The organism is Flavobacterium sp. DW-iso2, assembly GCF_058725285.1.
This window is the reverse complement of record NZ_JBZXDY010000009.1, coordinates 138,775-158,403: the sequence shown is the minus strand read 5'-3', so window position 1 is coordinate 158,403 and position 19,629 is coordinate 138,775. Positions and strand designations below refer to the sequence as shown.

Genomic DNA, 19,629 nt, shown 5'->3' with positions numbered 1-19,629 from the left:
AACTTTTCTGTCTAATAATTAGATTATTTGTTTATATTTGATAGAATTAAACGGAGGTTTTTTCACAGACTGACGTTGTAATATATTTTAACACTGACAAATCCTGAAATAGGCTGACTAAAATTTAAACACCTTTAGTAACCAATGGAAACACCCGAAAATCAGCCCGTCCGAAGAAGAAACGGCAAACAAGTAAGTTTTGAATACAAACTTTTTGTAATTCAACAAAGCAACAATGGACAAATTTCTTTAAATTACGCTTCTAAAAAATACGATATTTCTAAAAGCACAATCGAATACTGGATGAAAAAACTAACCAATTACGAACAAACCAACAAAGGCATTAGTAAAGACGATGAAATTCGTAAACTAAAAAGCAAAATAAAAGATTTAGAAGGAGTTAAAGCTTTTCAACAAGAGCTAATCATTGAATTTGAATCTGTTACGGGGGAAGAACTTTCAAAAAAATACTTGCCCGAATGGTTAGCCGACGAAATTCAGAGAAAGAAGAAAAAGCTTTTAAACTAAAATGGATTTACGAATCACTCGGGCTAAGCAAACAAGGGTATTATCAACGAATTGCTACCGATAAAATTAAAGAAATTAGAAACAATACCGTAATTGATTTAGTATTAGGAATACGCGAAAGAATGCCTGGTACAGGAACCAGAAAACTCTTAGACCACTTACAGGAAAAGTTTGTTCTAAATAACATTAAAAGGGGAAGAGATGCCCTGTTTGATTTGCTCAGATGGAGAGGATTATTCATTAAAAGAACCAAACGTTTTCATATCACAACCGACTCTAAGCACTTCTATCACAAATCTCCTAACCTACTATATAATCTAGCAAAAAACACGCTGAACAAGTTTTTGTTGCCGATATAACCTATATAAAAACCGATTTAGGACACGCCTATTTAGCTTTGGTTACAGATATATATTCTAGAAAAGTAATGGGCTGGGCATTAGAAGATAATATGAGAGTAGAATATGGTAAAAAACAACCTTAAAATGACTCATAAAAATTGTGTTTTCAGCCATAAGAATATCATTCATCATAGCGACAGAGGCATACAATATTGTTGTACAGATCATAGCGAATTTGCTGAAGGAAAAGGCTTTATATTAAGTACAACCCAAAAATATGACCCGTACGAAAATGCAATTGCAGAGCGAATTAACAGAATCTTAAAATATGAATTTGGATTAAAAAGAACCCTTAAATAAATTCAAATAGCTAAAGCTATAACCAAAGAAGCTATAGAAATTTACAACAATGAAAGGACTCATTGGAGTCTCGATCTAAAAACACTACAATACGTTCATTTACAATATAATAAACAAAAAAATAAATCCTATAAAAAAGTAAAAAAAGTTGCCGTTTAATCGCCAATTTAGTACTATTATAACTCTATGTGAGGATGGAAACGAGCAATGCTGAGGAGCAACTCGAATAGTGCCAAAATTATAGTCAAAGAAAATGAAGATGGCATTTTCAAAATGCCACTTCTTTTAATCTTCATTTTTTTTGATGAGAAAACTTAAAAAACCTAACCAAAAATTGGTAACCCAATTTATAGTTTTAAGCCTAATTTTTAACAAAAAAAGGTCAACGTAGGATAGGACAAGACACCGAAAAAAGAGAACATTATTTTTTTTATATTACCAAATTTTGGTAACTTTACAAAAATATTAAAGTCATGGGACGAAATACATCGGTTTCTTTAGGAAATTATTTTGAAAATTTTGTTGATAACAGGATTTCAGAAGGCAGATTCAAAAATGCAAGTGAAGTCATTCGCGCTGGTTTAAGATTGTTGGAAGAAGAGGAAAGTAAAATTATTGCTTTAAAAAATGCAATAAACGAAGGAATTGAAAGTGGAATAGCTAAAAATTTTGATCCAAAAAAACATCTTGAATCTTTAAAAGTCAAAAAAAGAAATGGCTAAATATATTTTTACAAATAAGGCTGTAGAAGACTTAACGAAGATTTGGGATTATACGTATGAAGTTTGGTCAGAAAGTCAAGCTGATAAATATTACGAAGGACTTCTTGAAAATTGTCAAGACATAGCTGAAAACCAAAATTTTGGAAAGAATTATAATGAAATTAGTCCAGATATTTTTGGTTGTAAATCTGGCCAACATATAATATTTTATAGAAAATTAAGCGAAACTAAAATTGAAGTCACAAGAATTTTGCACTCAAGAATGGACTTGAGAAATCGAACTCAAGAATAAAACTACAGTTAACATCTAGCAAACTAGGCGAAAAAAGCCCCGAATTTGATAACTTTCGGGGCTTTTTTTGCTTAGTTTGTGTTGACTGAGTGCCTCCTTTTTTTGAGTTTATCTATAGGAGGTTTAGTAGCTTTTGAATTTCTTTTGACCAGTTTATTGGACAACCAAAAAGCAATAATTGAAGCTTTTTTGTGCTTTTAGAACACCGCTTCTCCCTACCCATAAATGGAGGAGTATCATTTTTAAAATATCTTGGGGTCACTCGCTGTTTTTGCAACTCCTATGCACAAGGCGAAGCCTTATTTTTTGTATTTACAATTCTCTGAATCTCATTTACATCTTGTGTTTTAGTTTTAAAATACCGCACCGTATTTACAATTTGCAAACGACCTTGAGTGCAACACGGACATTTAAAAATATTCTTGTCATATTTTTCGAGTATGCGTATCGCTACTGGAATTTTTACGATTTTCGGCATCGGCGAGAGTTTCATGCATTGTCTGATTTTCTGTAATCGAGCTCGCTTGCAGTGGTTTTGCAAAAAACCGTACTGCCTTATTTTAGTAAAACTTTTGGGCAAAATATGCATTTCGAACCGACGCAAAAGCTCGTTGGTGCGGTTCTCGATCCATTGTTTGCCTTTGAGTCTGCCGCAGTTCGGGCGATGGTAGTTGCCACAACTGTGGTGTTTTTATTGGTAAGGCGTACTATTGGTAAGTAACGGGGTTAAAATTCTGATCATATTTCTTTTAAAATGAATTAATGTTTTGCCTTTTTAGAAATCTAAAAAACAATAACAAAAGAGAATTATAAGTTGTAACGGAGTTTAATGATAAACTAGGATTTAGTGTACTTATCGACCACAATACAGTGAATTATAAATCCTTTCCCAAACAATAATCGGATTTAGATAGTGTGATTTATCCTATGTAGAAATGAAAAATTTTATAGAAATTATTAAAGAATATTATAAATTAAAACACAAACTGATTTAGATCATAAGATTGCTGCGTTCCGATAGCTATCGAAGCTCGCAATAACTCATTTTACGGAGTTTTTTTGTCGTTTTTTTACACCCAAAACGTAGATGCGCTGCTATATTTGGACTGTATGCGCGAAATTCTGAAAAATGACACGCTGTGTGGAAAAACTTTATGAATGGCTGACCTCTCTCTAAGAATGGCCGCGAAATAAAACTTATATAACTTATATAGTAAAAAAACTTTGTGCCGCTCTGTGTTTACTTTGCGATTCTCTGCGAAACAAAAAACTTAACGTCTTACTGCGAAACAAAAAGTTACTATATTTACCATTCACAAAAAAAACAGCCACGCAAATAAATTTCTGCTTCGTGAAATCAAAATACTTACTTCCTCTTTTCCTTATTATCCAAATAATTCTGCTGCAGCTTATTCCGTTTTTTCCTGAAAGTGTGGAGCGTTATTACAGTAATGGACTCTATCTTTCCATCTCTCAATTTTCAAGAACAGCATTAGGCAACATGCCTTTTTCAGTAGGAGATTGTCTTTATATCCTTTTAATTTTCTTTGTTTTGAAATGGTTCTGGGACAAAAGAAAATCATGGAAACAAAACTGGAAAGACAATAGCTTGCAGCTGCTTAGTGCTTTCTCCGTTTTTTATTTTTTGTTTCATATTCTGTGGGCACTGAACTATTATCGCCAGCCATTATTTGAAAAAATGGAAATTAAACGAGAATACACCGATGCTGATTTGTTGGGCTTTACTAAAAAGCTGATTACAAAAACCAACCAGATCCAAATCCAACTTACAAAATCAGATAGCTTAAAAGTAGTTTTTCCTTATTCACAAGAACAGGTTTTTACAATGAATTTAAATGGTTACAATAACTTATCCAAGCAACACCAAAACTTTCGTTTTCAAAATTTAAGCAATAAAAAATCATTGTTTAGTGTGCCCTTAACTTATATGGGATTTGGAGGATATCTAAATCCGTTTACTAACGAGGCGAATGTGAACTATTTAGGCCCGATGTATAGTTTCCCCATGACTACCAATCATGAAATGGCACACCAAATGGGATTTGCCAACGAAACCGAATGCAATTTTATTGGTTTCCTCGCTTCTGTAAAAAACGATAATTTGTATGTTAAATATTCAGGCTACAGTTATGCCTTGCGGTATTGTTTAGGAATTTTAGAATATAACAACCCCGAATCATTTGACCAATTACTAAAAACGGTTCACCCCGGAATATTAAAAAACTATCAGGAAAGCATCAATTTTAGAAAAAAATATAAAACACCTATTGAAACCGGTTTCTACTTATTTTATGATCAATTCCTGAAATTGAATCAACAAAAAGACGGCATAGAGAGTTACAGTAAGTTCGTGAATTTGATGGTGAATTATTATAAAGACAATCAATTATAAACGGTATTGATTATCAAAAATTTAGGAATTATTTCTAAACCTCATCACTGGTAAAAGCAGTAAAACTTTTCTTTTTATACGGTCTGATAATCAAACGGCCTTCCCGGTCAAAACGAATATAGTTATAAAACCAGTTTAAGAACACTACGGCTTTATTTTTAAATCCAATTAGGGAGAATAAATGTACAAACATCCATACAAACCAAGCGAAAACACCACTAAAATGGTAATTAGGTAAATCTACTACGGCTTTATTACGCCCAATAGTCGCCATCGATCCCTTATCATTATATTCAAAAGGTTTCATTTGTTTTTTAGCTATCAATTTGATCAGGTTCTCCCCAAGCAGCTTTCCTTGCTGTAACGCAGGCTGGGCCATCATGGGATGTCCTTGTGGGAACTCCTCTGTTTCCATAGAAGCAATATCGCCTACAGCAAAGATGTCATCATAGCCTTTTACCTGGTTAAACTCATTCACACGGATGCGCTCCACTTTTTCCACCAAAGAATTAGCATCGAGACCAGCTACTACGGCTCCTTGAACGCCGGCAGTCCAGATTAAAGTGGCAGTATCAAAAGTCAAATCAGAATTAGTGGTTATGGTACGACCATCATAATTAGTCACACGAACATTTTTCCAAATCTTAACGCCAAGATCAACTAGGAATTTTTCGGCGGCTCTTGATGACTTTTCGGTCATGGTGTTAAGAATTCGATCCCCGCTTTGAATCAGGTTAATTTCCATTTTTGCAATGTCTAAATCGGGATAATCTTTTTGTAGAATCGCTTTTTTCATTTCGGCAAGAGCGCCAGCTAGTTCTACTCCTGTAGGCCCACCTCCTACTAGTACAAAATTGATTAAACTATTCTGTTCAATAACATCAGTCGTTAAGACTGCTTGCTCAAAGTTCTCCAGAATAAGACTTCGGATATTTAATGATTGCGGTATGGTTTTCATCGCCATACTGTAGCGTTTAATGTCTTTATTACCAAAATAATTGGTTTTTGATCCTGTAGCCATAACCAGATAATCATAGCTTAATTCTCCAATTTCGGCAATTATTTTTTTATTCTTAGTATCTATTTCTTGCACATTTGTTAGTCGGAAATAACAATCATCATATTCCTGAATTACTTTACGAATTGGATACGCAATAGAACCTGCTTCAAGACCACCCGTAGCCACCTGATACAATAGTGGTTGAAAAGTATGGTAATTGTGTTTATCTAAAAGAACGACTTGTACTTTTTGATTCTTTAGTTCTTTGGCTAATGCTATTCCTGCAAAACCACCACCAATAATTACGATTCTAGGTAAAGTTGAATTAGGGATATTCATAATTATTTTTTATTTCTATTTTTAAAAATCAAATATACAAAGTTTAGGGTTTGTTGTTGAAATTTACAACAATTGAAAATGTGCTTTTGAAAAATATTCGTTGGAAATAGCCCCGATGGAAATGGAAATCCTCCCGTTTTCAGGGAGATTGTAATGTACAGCGGGACGAGGCGAAAATGTTAAAATAAGGCTTTTTGCTCCTAAAAAATGAATTACTTTGTAACAAAATAGAAATGCAGTACACTAATGAATTATGAGTGAAAATCTAGAACATTCTTTTGTTACACAATTGAAGGAGAATCAGAATATAATCCACAAAATTTGTCGGTTATATACTGATTGCGAAGATTCTCATAAAGACTTATTTCAAGAAGTTACGATTCAATTATGGAAGGCTTTTCCAAAATTTAGAGGCGATAGTAAATTTTCTACATGGGCCTATCGCGTAGCGCTGAACACAGCAATCACGTTGTACCGAAAAAACAAACGATCATTATCTACCGTTGAGTACGAAGGCAGACAACATTTTATTAAGGACGTCGAATATAACTATGAGGAGGAGGAGCAAATTAAGCTTATGTACAAAGCCGTTTATCAGTTAAACGATATTGAAAAAGCATTGGTTTTTATGTATCTTGAGGATAAGGACTACCGAGAAATAGCAGAAACATTAGGGATTAGCGAGGTGAATGCTAGGGTGAAAATGAACAGAATAAAAGGAAAACTAAAAAAAATACTAAATCCTTAAGGAATATGAAAGAGCTGGATTTACTAAAAAAAGACTGGCAAAAGAACAAAGATTCTTTTGAGCAGATATCAGAAAAAGAAATTTATAAGATGATTCACAAAAAATCATCATCCATTGTGAAGTGGATTTTAATAATAAGTATTTTGGAGGTTTTGTTGTGGACTTGTTTAAGCTTAATTACCAATACCGATGATTATCTTGATAAAATCAATAGTAAGGAATTCGTTTCCTACATAAAGATATTCTCCTATTTAAGTTACGGGGTAATCGTGATTTTTATCTATTTATTTTATAAAAATTACCTCCGAATTTCAACAATATCTTCCACAAAACAATTGATGAAAGACATTTTAAAAACTCGTAAAACGGTGCAATATTATGTTTGGTACAATCTAGGAATGATTGTTTTTAGTTTAATTATAGGATTTATAATCGCCTTATTTTACAATCCCGAAACCATTGTTTTAAGAGAAAAAATAGAAAGTGACCCCAAAATAATGGCAATCACTGTTGGAATATTAGCCTTAGTTACCATCGTGCTGTTTGGATTGTTTTGGCTGTTTTATAGACTGTTGTATGGTATTTTACTGCGAAGATTACACGCCAATTATAAAGAACTGAAGAAAATAGACTTGTAGTAGTGGTACTTATTTTTTTCAAATAAAAAACCCAGCAATTTTAAGTAATTGCTGGGTTTGTATTTTTATAAAAAAAGGTATTTATTAAGCTATCAATATTCCCATTTTCTGAATTTATTTAATTTCTCCTGCTCTTCGATTTCTTCGACTGGAATTACCTTTAGAAAAGAACAATGTTGCTCGATTGCAAATTCTACTTTCTCTACGATTTCATCAATAGAATCATTGTCATAGTCAATTTCAAGCGGTTCTTTGATGATGAACGATTGCAGAATTCCTTTCTTTTTCATGCGCAACCCTTTTTTGTCAAAGGAACGGCGGAAACCATCGATAACAATAGGAACTACTATAGGACGGTGTTCTTTAATTATATGCGCCGTCCCTTTACGAACTGGCTTGAATGATTTAGTTGTTCCTTGCGGAAATGTAATCACCCAACCATCTTTAAGTGCAATTTTAATATTTTCGGTATCATTAGGATTTACATCTTTTTTATCGCTAACATCCTTGCCTTTTGCACGCCAGGTTCGTTCTACGCTAATTGCACCTGCATAAGCCATTATCCTTGGTAATAAACCCGCTTGCATCGTTTCTTTGGCTGCCACATAATAAATATTTAACTTAGGATTCCACAAATACAATACATCTTTTATATTGTTCTCTCTCCCTTTTAAACTAGCGTTAAATACATGAAACATGGCTACTACATCAGCAAAGTAAGTTTGATGATTCGAAATGAACAGCACGTTAGTGTCTGGTAAATTTCTAATAATCTCTGAACCTTCAATCTGTAATTCATTGAAACCTCTATATCGTCTATGGGTAATCCCCCCGAAAATTCGAATCAACCATCTCTTCACGAAAAGGATGTGACCAAAAGGATTTCTCTTAAATAACCCCATATAATTGTATGTTTATCTTCTAAATTTACTTTACAGACTTACGAAATTTATTTTTGTACTCTAATGTTATCAATATATGACGAACTGAAATAACAACCTTGATTGCACGCCGTATATCATTTTATTTTTGTGAATACAAAACTGATTTCAATACATCTTTTAACTCACTAAGCATCATTGCCGTAGCACCCCAAACCACATGTCCTTCGATCTCAAAGGCAGGAACATTAATGTTTTTGGCATAGGAAGTCGTTAGCTTTGCCTCAATAATTATTTTGTCGCTCAGGAAGACCGATAATGGCAATTCAATGATACTAGAAACTTCAGTTGGATCAAGCACAAAACAAGCTTCTTCTTTACAGATTCCAAAAAAAGGATAGACCATAAAGTTACTTGGAGGAATGTAGGTAGGCGTAAATAACTTAATAATCTCCATCTGATTAGGCCGTATTCCCACCTCCTCATGTGTTTCCCGCAACGCTGTCTCAGAATAATCTTTATCTTCTGTTTCCCATTTCCCGCCGGGGAATGCTATTTGTCCCGAATGAACGCCTTCATAAGAATTCCGAACAATTAAAACCAAATGTGTCATTCCATTCTTTGGGTAAAACAACATCATAACCGCCGCCATCCTTGGGACTTTATTTTCACTAAATGCATTTTTTAAGCTTTCCATTCTTTCAAATGGAGCCATTTTAAGATGCGCCTCCATTGCCGGGAGTTTCGCTTGAGCGAAATGAGGAACATATTCTAAAAAATGTTGAAAATCCATAATCAAAGTCTATTTTTGCATATTAAAGTAAATATACTCTAGAAAATTAAAGTGCGCAAATTTTCTAATAATCAAACAATCAAAATGTATAGCAAAGAAGAAACTCAAAAATTAAAGAGAGAGTTCTGGGTCACATTCGCAGAAAAATTTCCAAGAAAATGGGTATTATATGACACCAAAATTAAAGACTTCTCTTTTAAATTTTATGTAGATAATAAAAAAGCCCAAGTTATAATTGATATTGAGCATCGAAATAATGATACCCGAATTGCTTATTTTGAAAAACTAGAAGCTTTAAAAAGCATATTAGCGGAAGAATTCATTGCCGATTTAGTATTCGAAAGAGATTATGTTCTTGAAAACGGAAAAACAATTAGTCGTATTTGGGTTGAAAAACTAGGAGTAAGTGTTAGTAATAGAAACTACTGGGACGAAATATTTTCTTTTTATAACGAGAAAATGGCTGCTTTAGAGCTTTTCTATTCAGAATATGATGATTTTATAAAAGACATAACATAGTCTAAAAAAGCTGGTTGCATTAGGTTTTTTCGTGTTTAAGACAGCACTCATGCTATATTCTTACGAGTAAAAAAGCGATTGTTAAATAGAATTTCCTCTATTCAACAATCGCTTTTATGATATATATTTAAAAAAACTACAACGGAATATTTCCGTGTTTTCTATTGGGAGTAACACTAACTTTATTTTCAAGCATACTGTATGCTTTAATCAATTTTCTGCGTGTATCTTGGGGTAAAATAACCTCATCCACAAAGCCTCTTTGCGCTGCAGTATATGGATTGGCGAACAGCTTTGCATATTCTGCTTCTTTTTCTAATAATTTAGCTGCAGGATCTGCTGCTTCGTTAATTTCTTTTTTAAAGATAATTTCTGAAGCTCCTTTTGCTCCCATTACCGCAATTTCGGCGGTTGGCCACGCATAATTCATGTCGGCACCAATGTGTTTCGAGTTCATAACATCATAAGCACCACCATAAGCTTTACGCGTAATAACCGTAATTCTTGGCACGGTCGCTTCGCTTAACGCATAAAGTAATTTGGCTCCATGGACAATAATTCCATGCCACTCTTGATCTGTTCCCGGTAAGAAACCTGGTACATCTACCAAGACTAACAAAGGAATATTAAAACAATCACAAAAACGGGTAAATCGTGCTGCTTTAATCGAACTGTTTACATCCAAAACTCCGGCTAAATACAACGGCTGATTGGCCACAATACCAATACTTCTTCCGCCTAATCTGGCAAAGCCTACAATAATATTCTCGGCATAATTTTTATGAACTTCGAAGAAAGAATCTTCGTCAATAATCCCAGCAATAACGTTATGCATGTCATACGGCTTGTTTGGATTATCAGGAATAATCGTTGCCAATTGTTCGCGTACCTCATCGTTTAGCTCATAAGGCAACTTTGCAGTCGTCTCTTTATTACTTTGCGGTAAATAGCTCAACAATTTTTTTAGATCTTCCAGACATTCTACATCATTTGCAGAAGTACAATGTGCCACACCAGACTTAGTAGAATGCGTACTTGCTCCTCCCAGTTCCTCAGAAGTTACGGTTTCGTTAGTAACCGTTTTAACTACGCTAGGCCCAGTCACAAACATATAACTAGTATCTTCTACCATCATGGTAAAATCAGTCATAGCGGGAGAATATACCGCTCCACCGGCGCAGGGGCCCATGATAGCAGATATTTGCGGAATCACTCCACTTGCCTGTACGTTTCTATAAAAAATATCGGCATAGCCACCTAAAGAACGAACCCCTTCTTGAATACGGGCACCACCTGAATCGTTTAATCCGATCATAGGCGCTCCCATTTTGACTGCCATATCCATCACTTTACAGATTTTTTCGGCATGTGTTTCAGACAACGCGCCACCAAAAACAGTGAAATCCTGAGCAAAAACATAGACTAATCTTCCGTTGACGGTTCCGTACCCGGTAATTACACCGTCTCCATAATATTTTTCTTTCTCCATCCCAAAATCAGTGGTACGGTGTGTTACCAATATTCCAATTTCTTCAAAAGAACCTTCATCCATCAAATAATTAACACGCTCTCTGGCTGTTAGTTTCTTCTTTTGGTGTTGTTTTGCAATTCTATTTTTACCTCCTCCCAAATGGGCTTGAGCAATTTTATCGTTTAATTCTTTTATTTTAGACTCCATAAATTTATTGATTTGGTAATCGTACTATTTTTTGATCTTCAAAATATTGTTTCAAAGCGATCATAGCGGCAATTTCCGCTTCTTGTGCCAATTGGTTTTTCAACAAGTCTGCGCTATAATATTTTTTCACGAAATGAGTGTCAAAATTCCCAGAACGGAAAGCTTCATGTTCACATACAAATTTCCCGAAAGGCAAAGTAGTTTGTACTCCTTCGACCAAATATCCATCAATTGCTTTGATCATAAGTTGGATAGCCTCTTCACGAGTTTCGCCATACGTAATCAACTTAGCCAGCATCGGGTCATAATAGATGGGAATATCCATTCCTTGCTCAAAACCGTTATCAACGCGAATTCCCTCGCCAACAGGCAATTGGTAAACATCTAAATGTCCAACACTTGGAAGAAAATCATTCATAGGATCTTCGGCATAGACACGTAGTTCTAATGCATGACCTTTAATCACTAAGTCTTCCTGCTTAATCGTTAAAGCCTCTCCACGAGCCACTTTTATTTGCATTTCAACTAAATCAGTACCTGTAATCAACTCGGTTACTGGATGCTCCACTTGCAAACGCGTATTCATTTCAAGGAAGTAGAAATTATTGTTTTCATCCAATAAAAACTCCACAGTTCCTGCTCCTAAATAATCGCAAGATTTAGCCACCATAACGGCAGCTTCGCCCATTTCTTTGCGCAATTCAGGTGTTAAAACTGAAGAAGGAGCTTCTTCGACTACTTTTTGATGGCGACGCTGAATACTACATTCTCTTTCGAATAAATATAAAATATTCCCATGACTATCGGCCATGATTTGTATTTCAATATGACGAGGAGAAGCAACGTATTTTTCTATAAAAACAGAACCATCACCAAAAGCATTTATAGCCTCGCTGATCGCTCTTTTCATTTGGGATTCAAACTCTTCCTCATTCTCGACAACGCGCATTCCTTTTCCACCACCACCAGCAGAAGCTTTAATCAAAATAGGGAAACCTATTTCTCGGGCAACTACTTTTGCTTTTTCAATATCGGTAATCGCTTCGTCTAAACCAGGAACCATTGGAATATTATAAGCTTTAACTGCTTCTTTCGCAGCCAACTTACTTCCCATTATATGTATGGCTTTCGATTTTGGCCCAATAAAAATGATATTATTTTTTTCTGCTTTTTCAGCAAAATCGGCATTTTCACTCAAAAACCCATATCCAGGGTGAATAGCATCCACGCCCAATGATTTGGCTACTTCAATAATTTTATCTCCTAATAAATAAGACTGGTTTGAAGGTGATTCCCCAATCCAAACGGCTTCATCAGCAAATTTGACATGTGGTGCATTTCTATCGACTGTTGAATAAACAGCCACTGTTTTAATACCCATTTTCTGGGCGGTCTTCATTACTCTAATGGCAATTTCTCCCCTATTGGCAACTAATATCTTTTTCATACGCTTATTCAAATTCAATTAATAACTGCCCTTTATCCACAGCATCTCCCAATCCTACCGATATCGATTTGATAATTCCGTCGCGTGGAGAAAGAAAACTGTTTTCCATTTTCATAGCTTCTAGAATTAACAGACTGTCATTTTCTTTTACCGTTTGTCCTACTACCACACTAATTTCCAAGATCAATCCCGGCATAGGTGCTTTGATTGCATTGACCTGTTTAGTCAATCCTACCTCAAATCCCAATTCATGGATAAGCTGATCTAAATCATTAGAAATAGCAACAGTATAACTATTGTTATTTACTTTGACGGTATAGGTTTTATGATTGAAATCAGCCGAGATAATCTCCGCTTTGTAGGGCTTGCTTTCTTGTAATACATGGAATGTTTTAGCATCCATATTTACAGCGTCAAGCCGCGAAATTTGTTCCTTATCAAAATCAAATTGAAAAGAATCATTTACTTTTACTTTATAGCTATCACTCATTAATGCAATTTTTATGGTCGTAAAAATAGGTAAAAGAAAACGTTTTCGTAAGATAAAAAGAGAGATTTATGCTAAAATGATATAGTTGCGCAACTATATTTAAAAAATATAAATTTAACTCATTCCTTTAATCTTTAGAATTATATAAAAAACTCTTTTATGAAAAAAGTTAGTATAGCTACTAAAGAACCAACAACCCAAACTCCCTTAAAGTATTAATTGGTTTTGAGTACCAAAACAATTCAAAGTCCTCTAGCTTAGTTTCAAAATCAGCTTTAACTTCCTGAAATGAATAGGTTTTAGCGTTTGAAACAGTAATTTTCAACAACATTTCCACAAGCCATTCTCCTTCTTGCTTATTCGTCTGTATGCTAAAACTTTCTTTTTTATCGTGAAAAGTCAGTGTCATCATTTCTTTAGTCAGCATAGTTTTTTGCCCAAGGTCTTCAGGAACACCCTTTTTTATTTTATCGGAAGAATATTTTTTTTTGGGTGTTTCCCAAGTATTCCCTTTTTTTGATTTGGTAAAATGATCAACAGAAGGCTTCCCTCCCAACCAAACAATTTTGGCTGTGGATTTAATTTTAAAATCTTCCGCTACTTCTAAAGCATTAAAAATGTAGTCTTCCGGGATTTTAGTCTTCGGAATTTTAAATTCAAACCAATCTTGCAACTCATAGTCGAAACAGATTCCGTGCATGAAATTGAACAATGATTTTTTGAGTCCAAAACTAAACTTGTCATGGTCGATTCCTGTCGAGTCAATATAGTTAATATCATTATTGGCAAAAGTCCCAATGACTTCCGTTTCTTTGACAACGCCAAATTTCTCTGGATACATCCCAACAGGACTGTGCGCCGTCATAGCAAACTGATGCCAAAATCCAGACTGCAGAACACCTGCTTCAAATAATTGGCGCACCATTTCCAGACTGTCTACTGTTTCTTGAACCGTTTGCGTTGGATAGCCGTACATCAAATAAGAATGCACCATAATCCCTGCTTCGGTAAAATTGCGGGTCACTTTGGCTACTTGCTCCACCGTTACTCCCTTGTCTATCAATTTCAACAAACGATCGGAGGCTACTTCGAGACCACCAGATACCGCGATACAGCCGGAAGCTTTTAGTAATAAGCACAAATCTCTGGAAAAACTTTTTTCGAATCGAATATTAGTCCACCAAGTCACTGATAATTTTCTTCGAAGTATTTCGAGTGCTAATGCCCGCATCAATGCTGGAGGTGCTGCTTCATCCACATAATGAAATCCATTTTCACCAGTTTGCTCCATCATTTGCTCCATGCGATCGCAAAGCAAACTAGCCGCAACTGGTTCGTAAATTTTGATGTAATCCAATGAAATATCGCAAAAAGTACATTTCCCCCAATAGCATCCGTGCGCCATGGTGAGTTTATTCCAGCGTCCGTCGCTCCACATGCGGTGCATGGGATTTACGATTTCGATAACCGAAATGTATTTATCCAAAGGCAAATCAGAATAATCTGGCGTACCTACTTGCGCTTGCTTGTAATCTGATTTTAGGGAATTATTTTTATAAATAACTTTCCCGTCTTCTAGAAGAAATGTTCTTTTGAAAGAGTTGTGAGCTGGGTTTTCGATATTATTGATCAATTCCTCAACAGGTACTTCGCCATCGTCTAAAGTAATAAAATCGAAAAACTCAAAAACGCGTTCGTCCGAAAGGGAACGCAATTCGGTGTTAGGGAAGCCGCCTCCCATGGTAATTTTAATTTCAGGATGATGGTTTTTGATCCATTGCGCTGATCTAAAAGCACTGTATAAATTCCCCGGAAAGGGAACAGAAATCAAGAATAAAGTAGGCTGAATCGCTTCAATTCTCTCTTTTAAAATGGATAATAAAAGTTGGTCGATATAAGTTGGTTCTTGCCGTAAAGCTTCGTACAATTCGTCAAAAGAATTAGCACTTCGCCCTAAACGCTCTGCATAACGGCTGAAGCCAAAATTATCATCCACGCATTCCACAATAAAATCGGATATATCTTCAAGATATAAGGTCGCCAAATGCTTGCCTTTGTCCTGCGTTCCCATCGTACCGAAAGCCCAATCGAGTTCTTCCAGTTGCGCAAAACGAGAAGCTTCGGGCAGATAATCTTCTTGACAGATTTGGAGTGCCAAAGTTGGATTTTTCCCTTGTAGAAAACGGATTACCGCATCAATCGTTTTGATATATTCCTCTTGCAAGGCAAAAATTCGTTTGGAATTATCTGAAATAGCATTGTCTATAGTTGCAATTTTAAATAAATCTGATAATCCTACTTTAGAAAACAATTTCAAAATTACTTCAATCCCTAAATCCGCCTGAACAGAATCAATGTTTTTAGTATTCAGAAACCCTTTTATATAGGCAGTTGCTGGGTACGGTGTATTCAATTGGGTAAAAGGAGGCGTAATGAGAAAGAGTTTTGTTTTCAAAAGGAAATTGTTTTGTGCAAAAATAAGGGTTATTTGTGTTCTTTCCACCAAAAGATTAAAAGACAAATTTATTGTGGTTGTATTAATTTTAAAAAAGTGTGTCATACTAAAAAACTATTTGGGTTTCTACATATTTATCTATATTTACAATCTACACTTCAAAATAATATTTTGCTTTCAACACGTTTAAAAATCTATGTTTAAAAACTACAAACTCGGTATATTAGCTTTAATAATTATATTCGCTCTCAATATAAAGACCTACTCTCAATCTATAGAGTGGGAAAATACAATTGGAGGAAATAATAATGACTGGAGTGATTTTATAGAATTATCAAAAGATGGAAATTATATTTTGGGAGGTTATTCCTATTCAAATATCTCTGATGATAAAAATGAGAATTCAAGAGGTGAAGGAGATTATTGGTTAGTAAAAATTGGTGACATTTCAGGTAATATAATATGGCAAAAAACGATTGGTGGCAGTAATTTTGATCATTTAACTTCTGGAAAGGAAACTAAAGATGGTGGATATATACTAGGTGGATACAGTTCTTCGAATATATCAGGAGAGAAATCACAAAATTCTAGAGGCCGTGATGATTATTGGGTGGTAAAACTTGACGCCGATAGAAATATTCTTTGGGATAAAACTTATGGAGGAACAGGTGTTGACCGATTAACTACAATAATAGAAACTAATGATGGAGGATACTTAATGGGAGGCTCGTCTGATTCAAATATATCAGGAGAAAAAAACAAAAACTCACAAGGTATGCTTGACATGTGGATTATAAAGACAGACATATCTGGGAATATAATGTGGCAAAAAACATTTGGCGGCAGTAATTCTGATTGGGTACAATCAATTATACAAACTACCGATGGTGGTTACATCTTAGCTGGGTCATCCCATTCAGGTATTTCAGGGGATAAAACTGATAGTTCAAGAGGCGGAGGCGATTACTGGATCATAAAAATTAATTCTCTAGGCTCAATCATATGGCAAAAAACTTATGGAGGGAATAATGGTGATTATTTAAAATCTATAATAGCTACCTCCGATGGCAATTATATTTTAGGAGGAGACTCTTTTTCAAATATTTCCGGAGACAAAACGGAAAAAACAGTAAATAACTCAAATGACGTTTGGCTTTTAAAAATAAACGGCTTGGGGCAAATAGTATGGCAAAAAGATATTGGTGCTAGTGAAACTGAAAATCTAGCTGATATTCGTTTAACCTCTGATAACGGTTTCATACTTGGAGTCATGTCCTATTCTGGAATTTCCGGATTCAAAACAGAAAGTTCAATTGGTGATCGTGATTACTGGCTAGTAAAGCTTGATCAAACGGGTAAGTTTGAATGGGATAAAACGATAGGGGGTGATCATCTTGACCAGCCTCAATCTATTGTCCAAGCAAAAGATGGAGGATATGTAACATTGGGATGGTCTCAATCTGATAAATCAGGAGACAAAAGTGAAAATAAAAGTGGGTTGCAGGATTTATGGGTAGTTAAGCTTAAGCTATGTTCTCAAAGTTTATCCGCAAGTAGTAATTCTCCAATTTGTGAAGGTAAAACCATACAACTCTCTGCTAATGGTGGAACAAACTATTCTTGGACGGGTCCAAATGGCTTTTTATCCACTGAACAAAACCCATTCATTCTTAATGCAGCTCTATTGCAAGGTGGTCAATATACATGCACTATAACAGGACCTGGCGGATGTGACGATACAAAATCTACTATTGTTGTAATCAATAGTCTATCAGAACCAGTAGCAACTTCACCGCAATCATTTTGCATTACCGAAAATGCATCTTTAAACAATATAATTATAAACGGCCAAAACATAAAATGGTACGATTCTCTGATAACAGGATTACAAATTCCTGAAACCACAGTATTAAAAAATGGAGGTAATTATTACGCTTCACAAACTATAGCTGATTGTGAAAGCAATCGAGTTTTAATAAACACCCGAGTTTCTGCAGCTGCAGATTGTGATTTAATACTAAATAATGATACCTCATTAGCATACTCAAAGTTCTTTACGCCAAATGGCGATGGCTTTAATGACAGCTGGAAAATAAAATTTTCAGACTTAGAGACAACGCTAATTATAAAAATATTTGACCGATACGGTAAATTCCTAAAAGAATTAACCCAGAACAACTCTTGGGACGGAACTTTCAATGGACACGAACTTCCGGCAACAGACTATTGGTTTGTTGCAACAAGATCGAATGGAAAAGAATATCGAGGTCATTTTAGTTTGAAGCGATAGTCCATTATCTATCATTAAAACTTATGCTCCTCCTTACTAATCATTAACAATGAAAATAAAGAGATACAAGCTGCAGCACTTAAATAAAACCCAACATAAGTTAAACTATAATGCGTTGCCAGCCATATGGCAATCATAGGTGCAAATGCAGCTCCAATAATACCAGCCATATTAAAAGCTAACGAAGTCCCTGAATAACGAACATTTGTAGGGAATAATTCAGATAAGAAAGTCCCTAATGGACCATAAGTAAATCCCATCAAGGCCATTCCAACACATAAAAAGAAAGTTACAAGAAGAGGGTTTCCTGAGTTTAGAAAGAAAGAAAAAACGAAACCAAAAAGAGCAATGGCAATCGTAGTGTAAATAAGCATTTTTCTGCGCCCAATACGATCAGCAATTAAAGCCGAAACTGGAATAAAAAGTGCAAAAAACAATACAGAAAATAACTGCATTAAAAGAAAATCTCTTTTGGAATAGCCCAAATCTGAAGTAGCCCAGCTAAGGGTAAACACTGTCATCAGATAAAATACTAAAAACGTAGTAATGGCAGCAAATGTGCCAAAAATCAATTGATTTTTATAAAATTTTATTAAAGTGAAAAACGGAATCTTCACTTCTTCTTTTTCCTTTTTTGCATTTTCAAAAGCGGGAGTTTCAGTAATTTTTAATCGGATATAAAATCCAAGTAATACTAAAAGAGAACTCGCTATAAAAGGAATTCTCCATCCATAATCAAGAAAATCTTGGGAACTCATCGTGTCCGTTAAAATCAAGAAAGTTCCACCAGAAAGCAACAAACCTATTGGCGCGCCTAATTGCGGAAACATACCATACCATGCGCGTTTATTAGGCGGAGCATTTTCGATTGCTAATAATACAGCCCCACCCCATTCGCCTCCTAAACCAACACCTTGACCAAAGCGACATAGCATTAATAATAAAGGCGCTGCGATTCCAATACTCGCATAACTAGGTAAAAAACCAATACTCACCGTTGAAATCCCCATGGTCAACAAAGCAATTACCAAGGTCGTTTTACGTCCCACCTTATCACCATAATGACCAAATACCGCAGAGCCTAATGGCCTTGACAAAAAGGCTATTGAAAAAGTAGCTAAGGATAACAAAACGGAATTGGTACTATCTGAAGACGGGAAAAATAATTGAGGAAATACCAAAACCGCTGCATTGGCGTATATATAAAAATCAAAAAACTCAATTGTTGTTCCAATTAAACTACCAAAAAGAACATGTTTTAATGAATTTGTATTATCTTTCATTTGTATTTTAAAATATTTGGATAAAATTGAGGCTATTTTTCGAAAGTAACAAATATAATAAGATGTAAATACACGTTAAAATTCTAGTACAATAGTGCCTAAATATTTAGACATACTAAAATCTTAAATGAGTTCAATTGCTAAATCGTCTTGAACTAACTTAACGGCAAACTTTAATTACTTTAGACACTAGTCTAACATGACCATTCAGCTTGCTAAAAGGATCACTAATAAAGGAATCCTTTTATTCGAAAACAAAGATGATTTATAAAACACGTTTCGTAATGAATTTTGCACATTTCATGTTATCAAACATTTAACTCACGATTCTCAAGTCAATACTCTTTCGAGCAAAAATTAATTCTCTCCGGGATAAAATAATTAATAACTTTTGCTACTAAAAATTATTTTT

The 19,629-nt window shown here is 34.8% G+C and carries 19 protein-coding genes and 1 pseudogene; 11 read left to right on the top strand and 9 right to left on the bottom strand.

Annotation, left to right across the window (positions count from 1 at the left end; genetic code table 11):
• Window positions 1–144: 144 nt before the first annotated feature.
• The 6 genes from AC4PRO_RS08885 (at window position 145) to AC4PRO_RS08860 (ending at window position 2,243) form a co-directional block, all read left to right on the top strand.
• Window positions 145–528, top strand: a complete 384-nt coding sequence (locus tag AC4PRO_RS08885; protein WP_492117095.1) for a helix-turn-helix domain-containing protein — start codon at window positions 145–147, stop codon at window positions 526–528.
• Entirely contained in the window at window positions 480–887 is a 408-nt protein-coding gene (locus AC4PRO_RS08880; protein ID WP_492117094.1) for a hypothetical protein, read from the top strand. The genes AC4PRO_RS08885 and AC4PRO_RS08880 overlap by 49 nt, the downstream gene beginning before the upstream one ends.
• Window positions 884–1,012, top strand: a complete 129-nt coding sequence (locus AC4PRO_RS08875; protein ID WP_492117098.1) for a hypothetical protein — start codon at window positions 884–886, stop codon at window positions 1,010–1,012. The genes AC4PRO_RS08880 and AC4PRO_RS08875 overlap by 4 nt, the downstream gene beginning before the upstream one ends.
• A gap of 1 nt (window position 1,013) precedes the next feature.
• A complete protein-coding gene (locus AC4PRO_RS08870; protein ID WP_492117093.1) occupies window positions 1,014–1,229 on the top strand; it encodes a hypothetical protein in 216 nt (71 codons plus the stop codon).
• Between the two features lie 473 nt (window positions 1,230–1,702).
• On the top strand, window positions 1,703–1,951 hold the full coding sequence (locus tag AC4PRO_RS08865) for a type II toxin-antitoxin system ParD family antitoxin (protein ID WP_492117092.1): 249 nt from the start codon (window positions 1,703–1,705) through the stop codon (window positions 1,949–1,951).
• On the top strand, window positions 1,944–2,243 hold the full coding sequence (locus tag AC4PRO_RS08860) for a type II toxin-antitoxin system RelE/ParE family toxin (protein ID WP_492117091.1): 300 nt from the start codon (window positions 1,944–1,946) through the stop codon (window positions 2,241–2,243). The genes AC4PRO_RS08865 and AC4PRO_RS08860 overlap by 8 nt, the downstream gene beginning before the upstream one ends.
• Window positions 2,244–2,523: 280 nt before the next feature.
• On the opposite strand, the pseudogene AC4PRO_RS08855 reads toward AC4PRO_RS08860, so the two are convergent.
• A pseudogene (locus tag AC4PRO_RS08855) lies at window positions 2,524–2,856 on the bottom strand (transposase); the annotation flags it as partial.
• A 738-nt stretch (window positions 2,857–3,594) separates the two neighbouring features.
• Between AC4PRO_RS08855 and AC4PRO_RS08850 the strand changes: the two are divergent.
• Window positions 3,595–4,656 carry a DUF3810 domain-containing protein gene (locus tag AC4PRO_RS08850; RefSeq protein WP_492117090.1) on the top strand — a complete coding sequence of 354 codons (1,062 nt, stop codon included), beginning with the start codon at window positions 3,595–3,597 and terminating at the stop codon, window positions 4,654–4,656.
• A gap of 34 nt (window positions 4,657–4,690) precedes the next feature.
• On the opposite strand, the gene AC4PRO_RS08845 is transcribed toward AC4PRO_RS08850, so the two are convergent.
• Window positions 4,691–5,995: an NAD(P)/FAD-dependent oxidoreductase gene (locus AC4PRO_RS08845; RefSeq protein ID WP_492117089.1), complete on the bottom strand. Its 1,305-nt coding sequence runs from the start codon at window positions 5,993–5,995 to the stop codon at window positions 4,691–4,693.
• 253 nt (window positions 5,996–6,248) lie between these two features.
• Here AC4PRO_RS08845 and AC4PRO_RS08840 point away from each other — a divergent pair, with 253 nt between their 5' ends.
• Together AC4PRO_RS08840 and AC4PRO_RS08835 are read left to right on the top strand one after the other, a co-directional pair.
• Window positions 6,249–6,743, top strand: a complete 495-nt coding sequence (locus AC4PRO_RS08840) for an RNA polymerase sigma factor (RefSeq protein WP_074723875.1) — start codon at window positions 6,249–6,251, stop codon at window positions 6,741–6,743.
• Window positions 6,744–6,748: 5 nt separating this feature from the next.
• Window positions 6,749–7,381, top strand: coding sequence for a DUF8845 family protein (locus AC4PRO_RS08835; protein WP_492117088.1), 633 nt, complete (start codon window positions 6,749–6,751; stop codon window positions 7,379–7,381).
• Between the two features lie 92 nt (window positions 7,382–7,473).
• On the opposite strand, the gene AC4PRO_RS08830 is transcribed toward AC4PRO_RS08835, so the two are convergent.
• Window positions 7,474–8,283: a lysophospholipid acyltransferase family protein gene (locus AC4PRO_RS08830; RefSeq protein ID WP_492117087.1), complete on the bottom strand. Its 810-nt coding sequence runs from the start codon at window positions 8,281–8,283 to the stop codon at window positions 7,474–7,476.
• Between the two features lie 121 nt (window positions 8,284–8,404).
• Window positions 8,405–9,055 (bottom strand): NUDIX hydrolase, encoded by a 651-nt coding sequence (locus AC4PRO_RS08825; RefSeq protein ID WP_074723878.1) that lies wholly within the window; start codon window positions 9,053–9,055, stop codon window positions 8,405–8,407.
• Window positions 9,056–9,139: 84 nt separating this feature from the next.
• On the opposite strand from AC4PRO_RS08825, the gene AC4PRO_RS08820 reads away from it, so the two are divergent.
• Window positions 9,140–9,574 (top strand): DUF4268 domain-containing protein, encoded by a 435-nt coding sequence (locus AC4PRO_RS08820; RefSeq protein WP_492117086.1) that lies wholly within the window; start codon window positions 9,140–9,142, stop codon window positions 9,572–9,574.
• Window positions 9,575–9,710: 136 nt separating this feature from the next.
• Here AC4PRO_RS08820 and AC4PRO_RS08815 read toward each other — a convergent pair whose 3' ends face one another.
• The 4 genes from AC4PRO_RS08815 to AC4PRO_RS08800 all read right to left on the bottom strand — a co-directional run bounded on the left by AC4PRO_RS08815 (window position 9,711) and on the right by AC4PRO_RS08800 (window position 15,644).
• Window positions 9,711–11,252 (bottom strand): acyl-CoA carboxylase subunit beta, encoded by a 1,542-nt coding sequence (locus tag AC4PRO_RS08815; RefSeq protein WP_492117085.1) that lies wholly within the window; start codon window positions 11,250–11,252, stop codon window positions 9,711–9,713.
• 4 nt (window positions 11,253–11,256) lie between these two features.
• Window positions 11,257–12,699 (bottom strand): acetyl-CoA carboxylase biotin carboxylase subunit, encoded by a 1,443-nt coding sequence (gene accC / locus AC4PRO_RS08810; RefSeq protein ID WP_492117084.1) that lies wholly within the window; start codon window positions 12,697–12,699, stop codon window positions 11,257–11,259.
• 4 nt (window positions 12,700–12,703) lie between these two features.
• A complete protein-coding gene (locus AC4PRO_RS08805) occupies window positions 12,704–13,189 on the bottom strand; it encodes an acyl-CoA carboxylase biotin carboxyl carrier protein subunit (RefSeq protein WP_074723881.1) in 486 nt (161 codons plus the stop codon).
• Between the two features lie 181 nt (window positions 13,190–13,370).
• A complete protein-coding gene (locus AC4PRO_RS08800; RefSeq protein WP_492117083.1) occupies window positions 13,371–15,644 on the bottom strand; it encodes a B12-binding domain-containing radical SAM protein in 2,274 nt (757 codons plus the stop codon).
• 196 nt (window positions 15,645–15,840) lie between these two features.
• Between AC4PRO_RS08800 and AC4PRO_RS08795 the strand changes: the two genes are divergently transcribed.
• Window positions 15,841–17,934: a T9SS type B sorting domain-containing protein gene (locus AC4PRO_RS08795; protein ID WP_492117082.1), complete on the top strand. Its 2,094-nt coding sequence runs from the start codon at window positions 15,841–15,843 to the stop codon at window positions 17,932–17,934.
• Window positions 17,935–17,948: 14 nt separating this feature from the next.
• Here AC4PRO_RS08795 and AC4PRO_RS08790 read toward each other — a convergent pair whose 3' ends face one another.
• Window positions 17,949–19,217: an MFS transporter gene (locus tag AC4PRO_RS08790; RefSeq protein ID WP_492117081.1), complete on the bottom strand. Its 1,269-nt coding sequence runs from the start codon at window positions 19,215–19,217 to the stop codon at window positions 17,949–17,951.
• Window positions 19,218–19,629: the final 412 nt, after the last annotated feature.

Coding starts and splice junctions, on each gene's coding strand:
- AC4PRO_RS08805 (WP_074723881.1), bottom strand. CDS start 13,189: ATGAGTGATAGCTATAAAGTAAAAGTAAATGATTCTTTTCAATTTGAT.
- AC4PRO_RS08860 (WP_492117091.1), top strand. CDS start 1,944: ATGGCTAAATATATTTTTACAAATAAGGCTGTAGAAGACTTAACGAAG.
- AC4PRO_RS08880 (WP_492117094.1), top strand. CDS start 480: ATGGTTAGCCGACGAAATTCAGAGAAAGAAGAAAAAGCTTTTAAACTA.
- AC4PRO_RS08825 (WP_074723878.1), bottom strand. CDS start 9,055: ATGGATTTTCAACATTTTTTAGAATATGTTCCTCATTTCGCTCAAGCG.
- AC4PRO_RS08790 (WP_492117081.1), bottom strand. CDS start 19,217: ATGAAAGATAATACAAATTCATTAAAACATGTTCTTTTTGGTAGTTTA.
- AC4PRO_RS08870 (WP_492117093.1), top strand. CDS start 1,014: ATGACTCATAAAAATTGTGTTTTCAGCCATAAGAATATCATTCATCAT.
- AC4PRO_RS08865 (WP_492117092.1), top strand. CDS start 1,703: ATGGGACGAAATACATCGGTTTCTTTAGGAAATTATTTTGAAAATTTT.
- AC4PRO_RS08840 (WP_074723875.1), top strand. CDS start 6,249: ATGAGTGAAAATCTAGAACATTCTTTTGTTACACAATTGAAGGAGAAT.
- AC4PRO_RS08845 (WP_492117089.1), bottom strand. CDS start 5,995: ATGAATATCCCTAATTCAACTTTACCTAGAATCGTAATTATTGGTGGT.
- AC4PRO_RS08795 (WP_492117082.1), top strand. CDS start 15,841: ATGTTTAAAAACTACAAACTCGGTATATTAGCTTTAATAATTATATTC.
- AC4PRO_RS08820 (WP_492117086.1), top strand. CDS start 9,140: ATGTATAGCAAAGAAGAAACTCAAAAATTAAAGAGAGAGTTCTGGGTC.
- AC4PRO_RS08815 (WP_492117085.1), bottom strand. CDS start 11,252: ATGGAGTCTAAAATAAAAGAATTAAACGATAAAATTGCTCAAGCCCAT.
- AC4PRO_RS08830 (WP_492117087.1), bottom strand. CDS start 8,283: ATGGGGTTATTTAAGAGAAATCCTTTTGGTCACATCCTTTTCGTGAAG.
- AC4PRO_RS08835 (WP_492117088.1), top strand. CDS start 6,749: ATGAAAGAGCTGGATTTACTAAAAAAAGACTGGCAAAAGAACAAAGAT.
- accC (WP_492117084.1), bottom strand. CDS start 12,699: ATGAAAAAGATATTAGTTGCCAATAGGGGAGAAATTGCCATTAGAGTA.
- AC4PRO_RS08885 (WP_492117095.1), top strand. CDS start 145: ATGGAAACACCCGAAAATCAGCCCGTCCGAAGAAGAAACGGCAAACAA.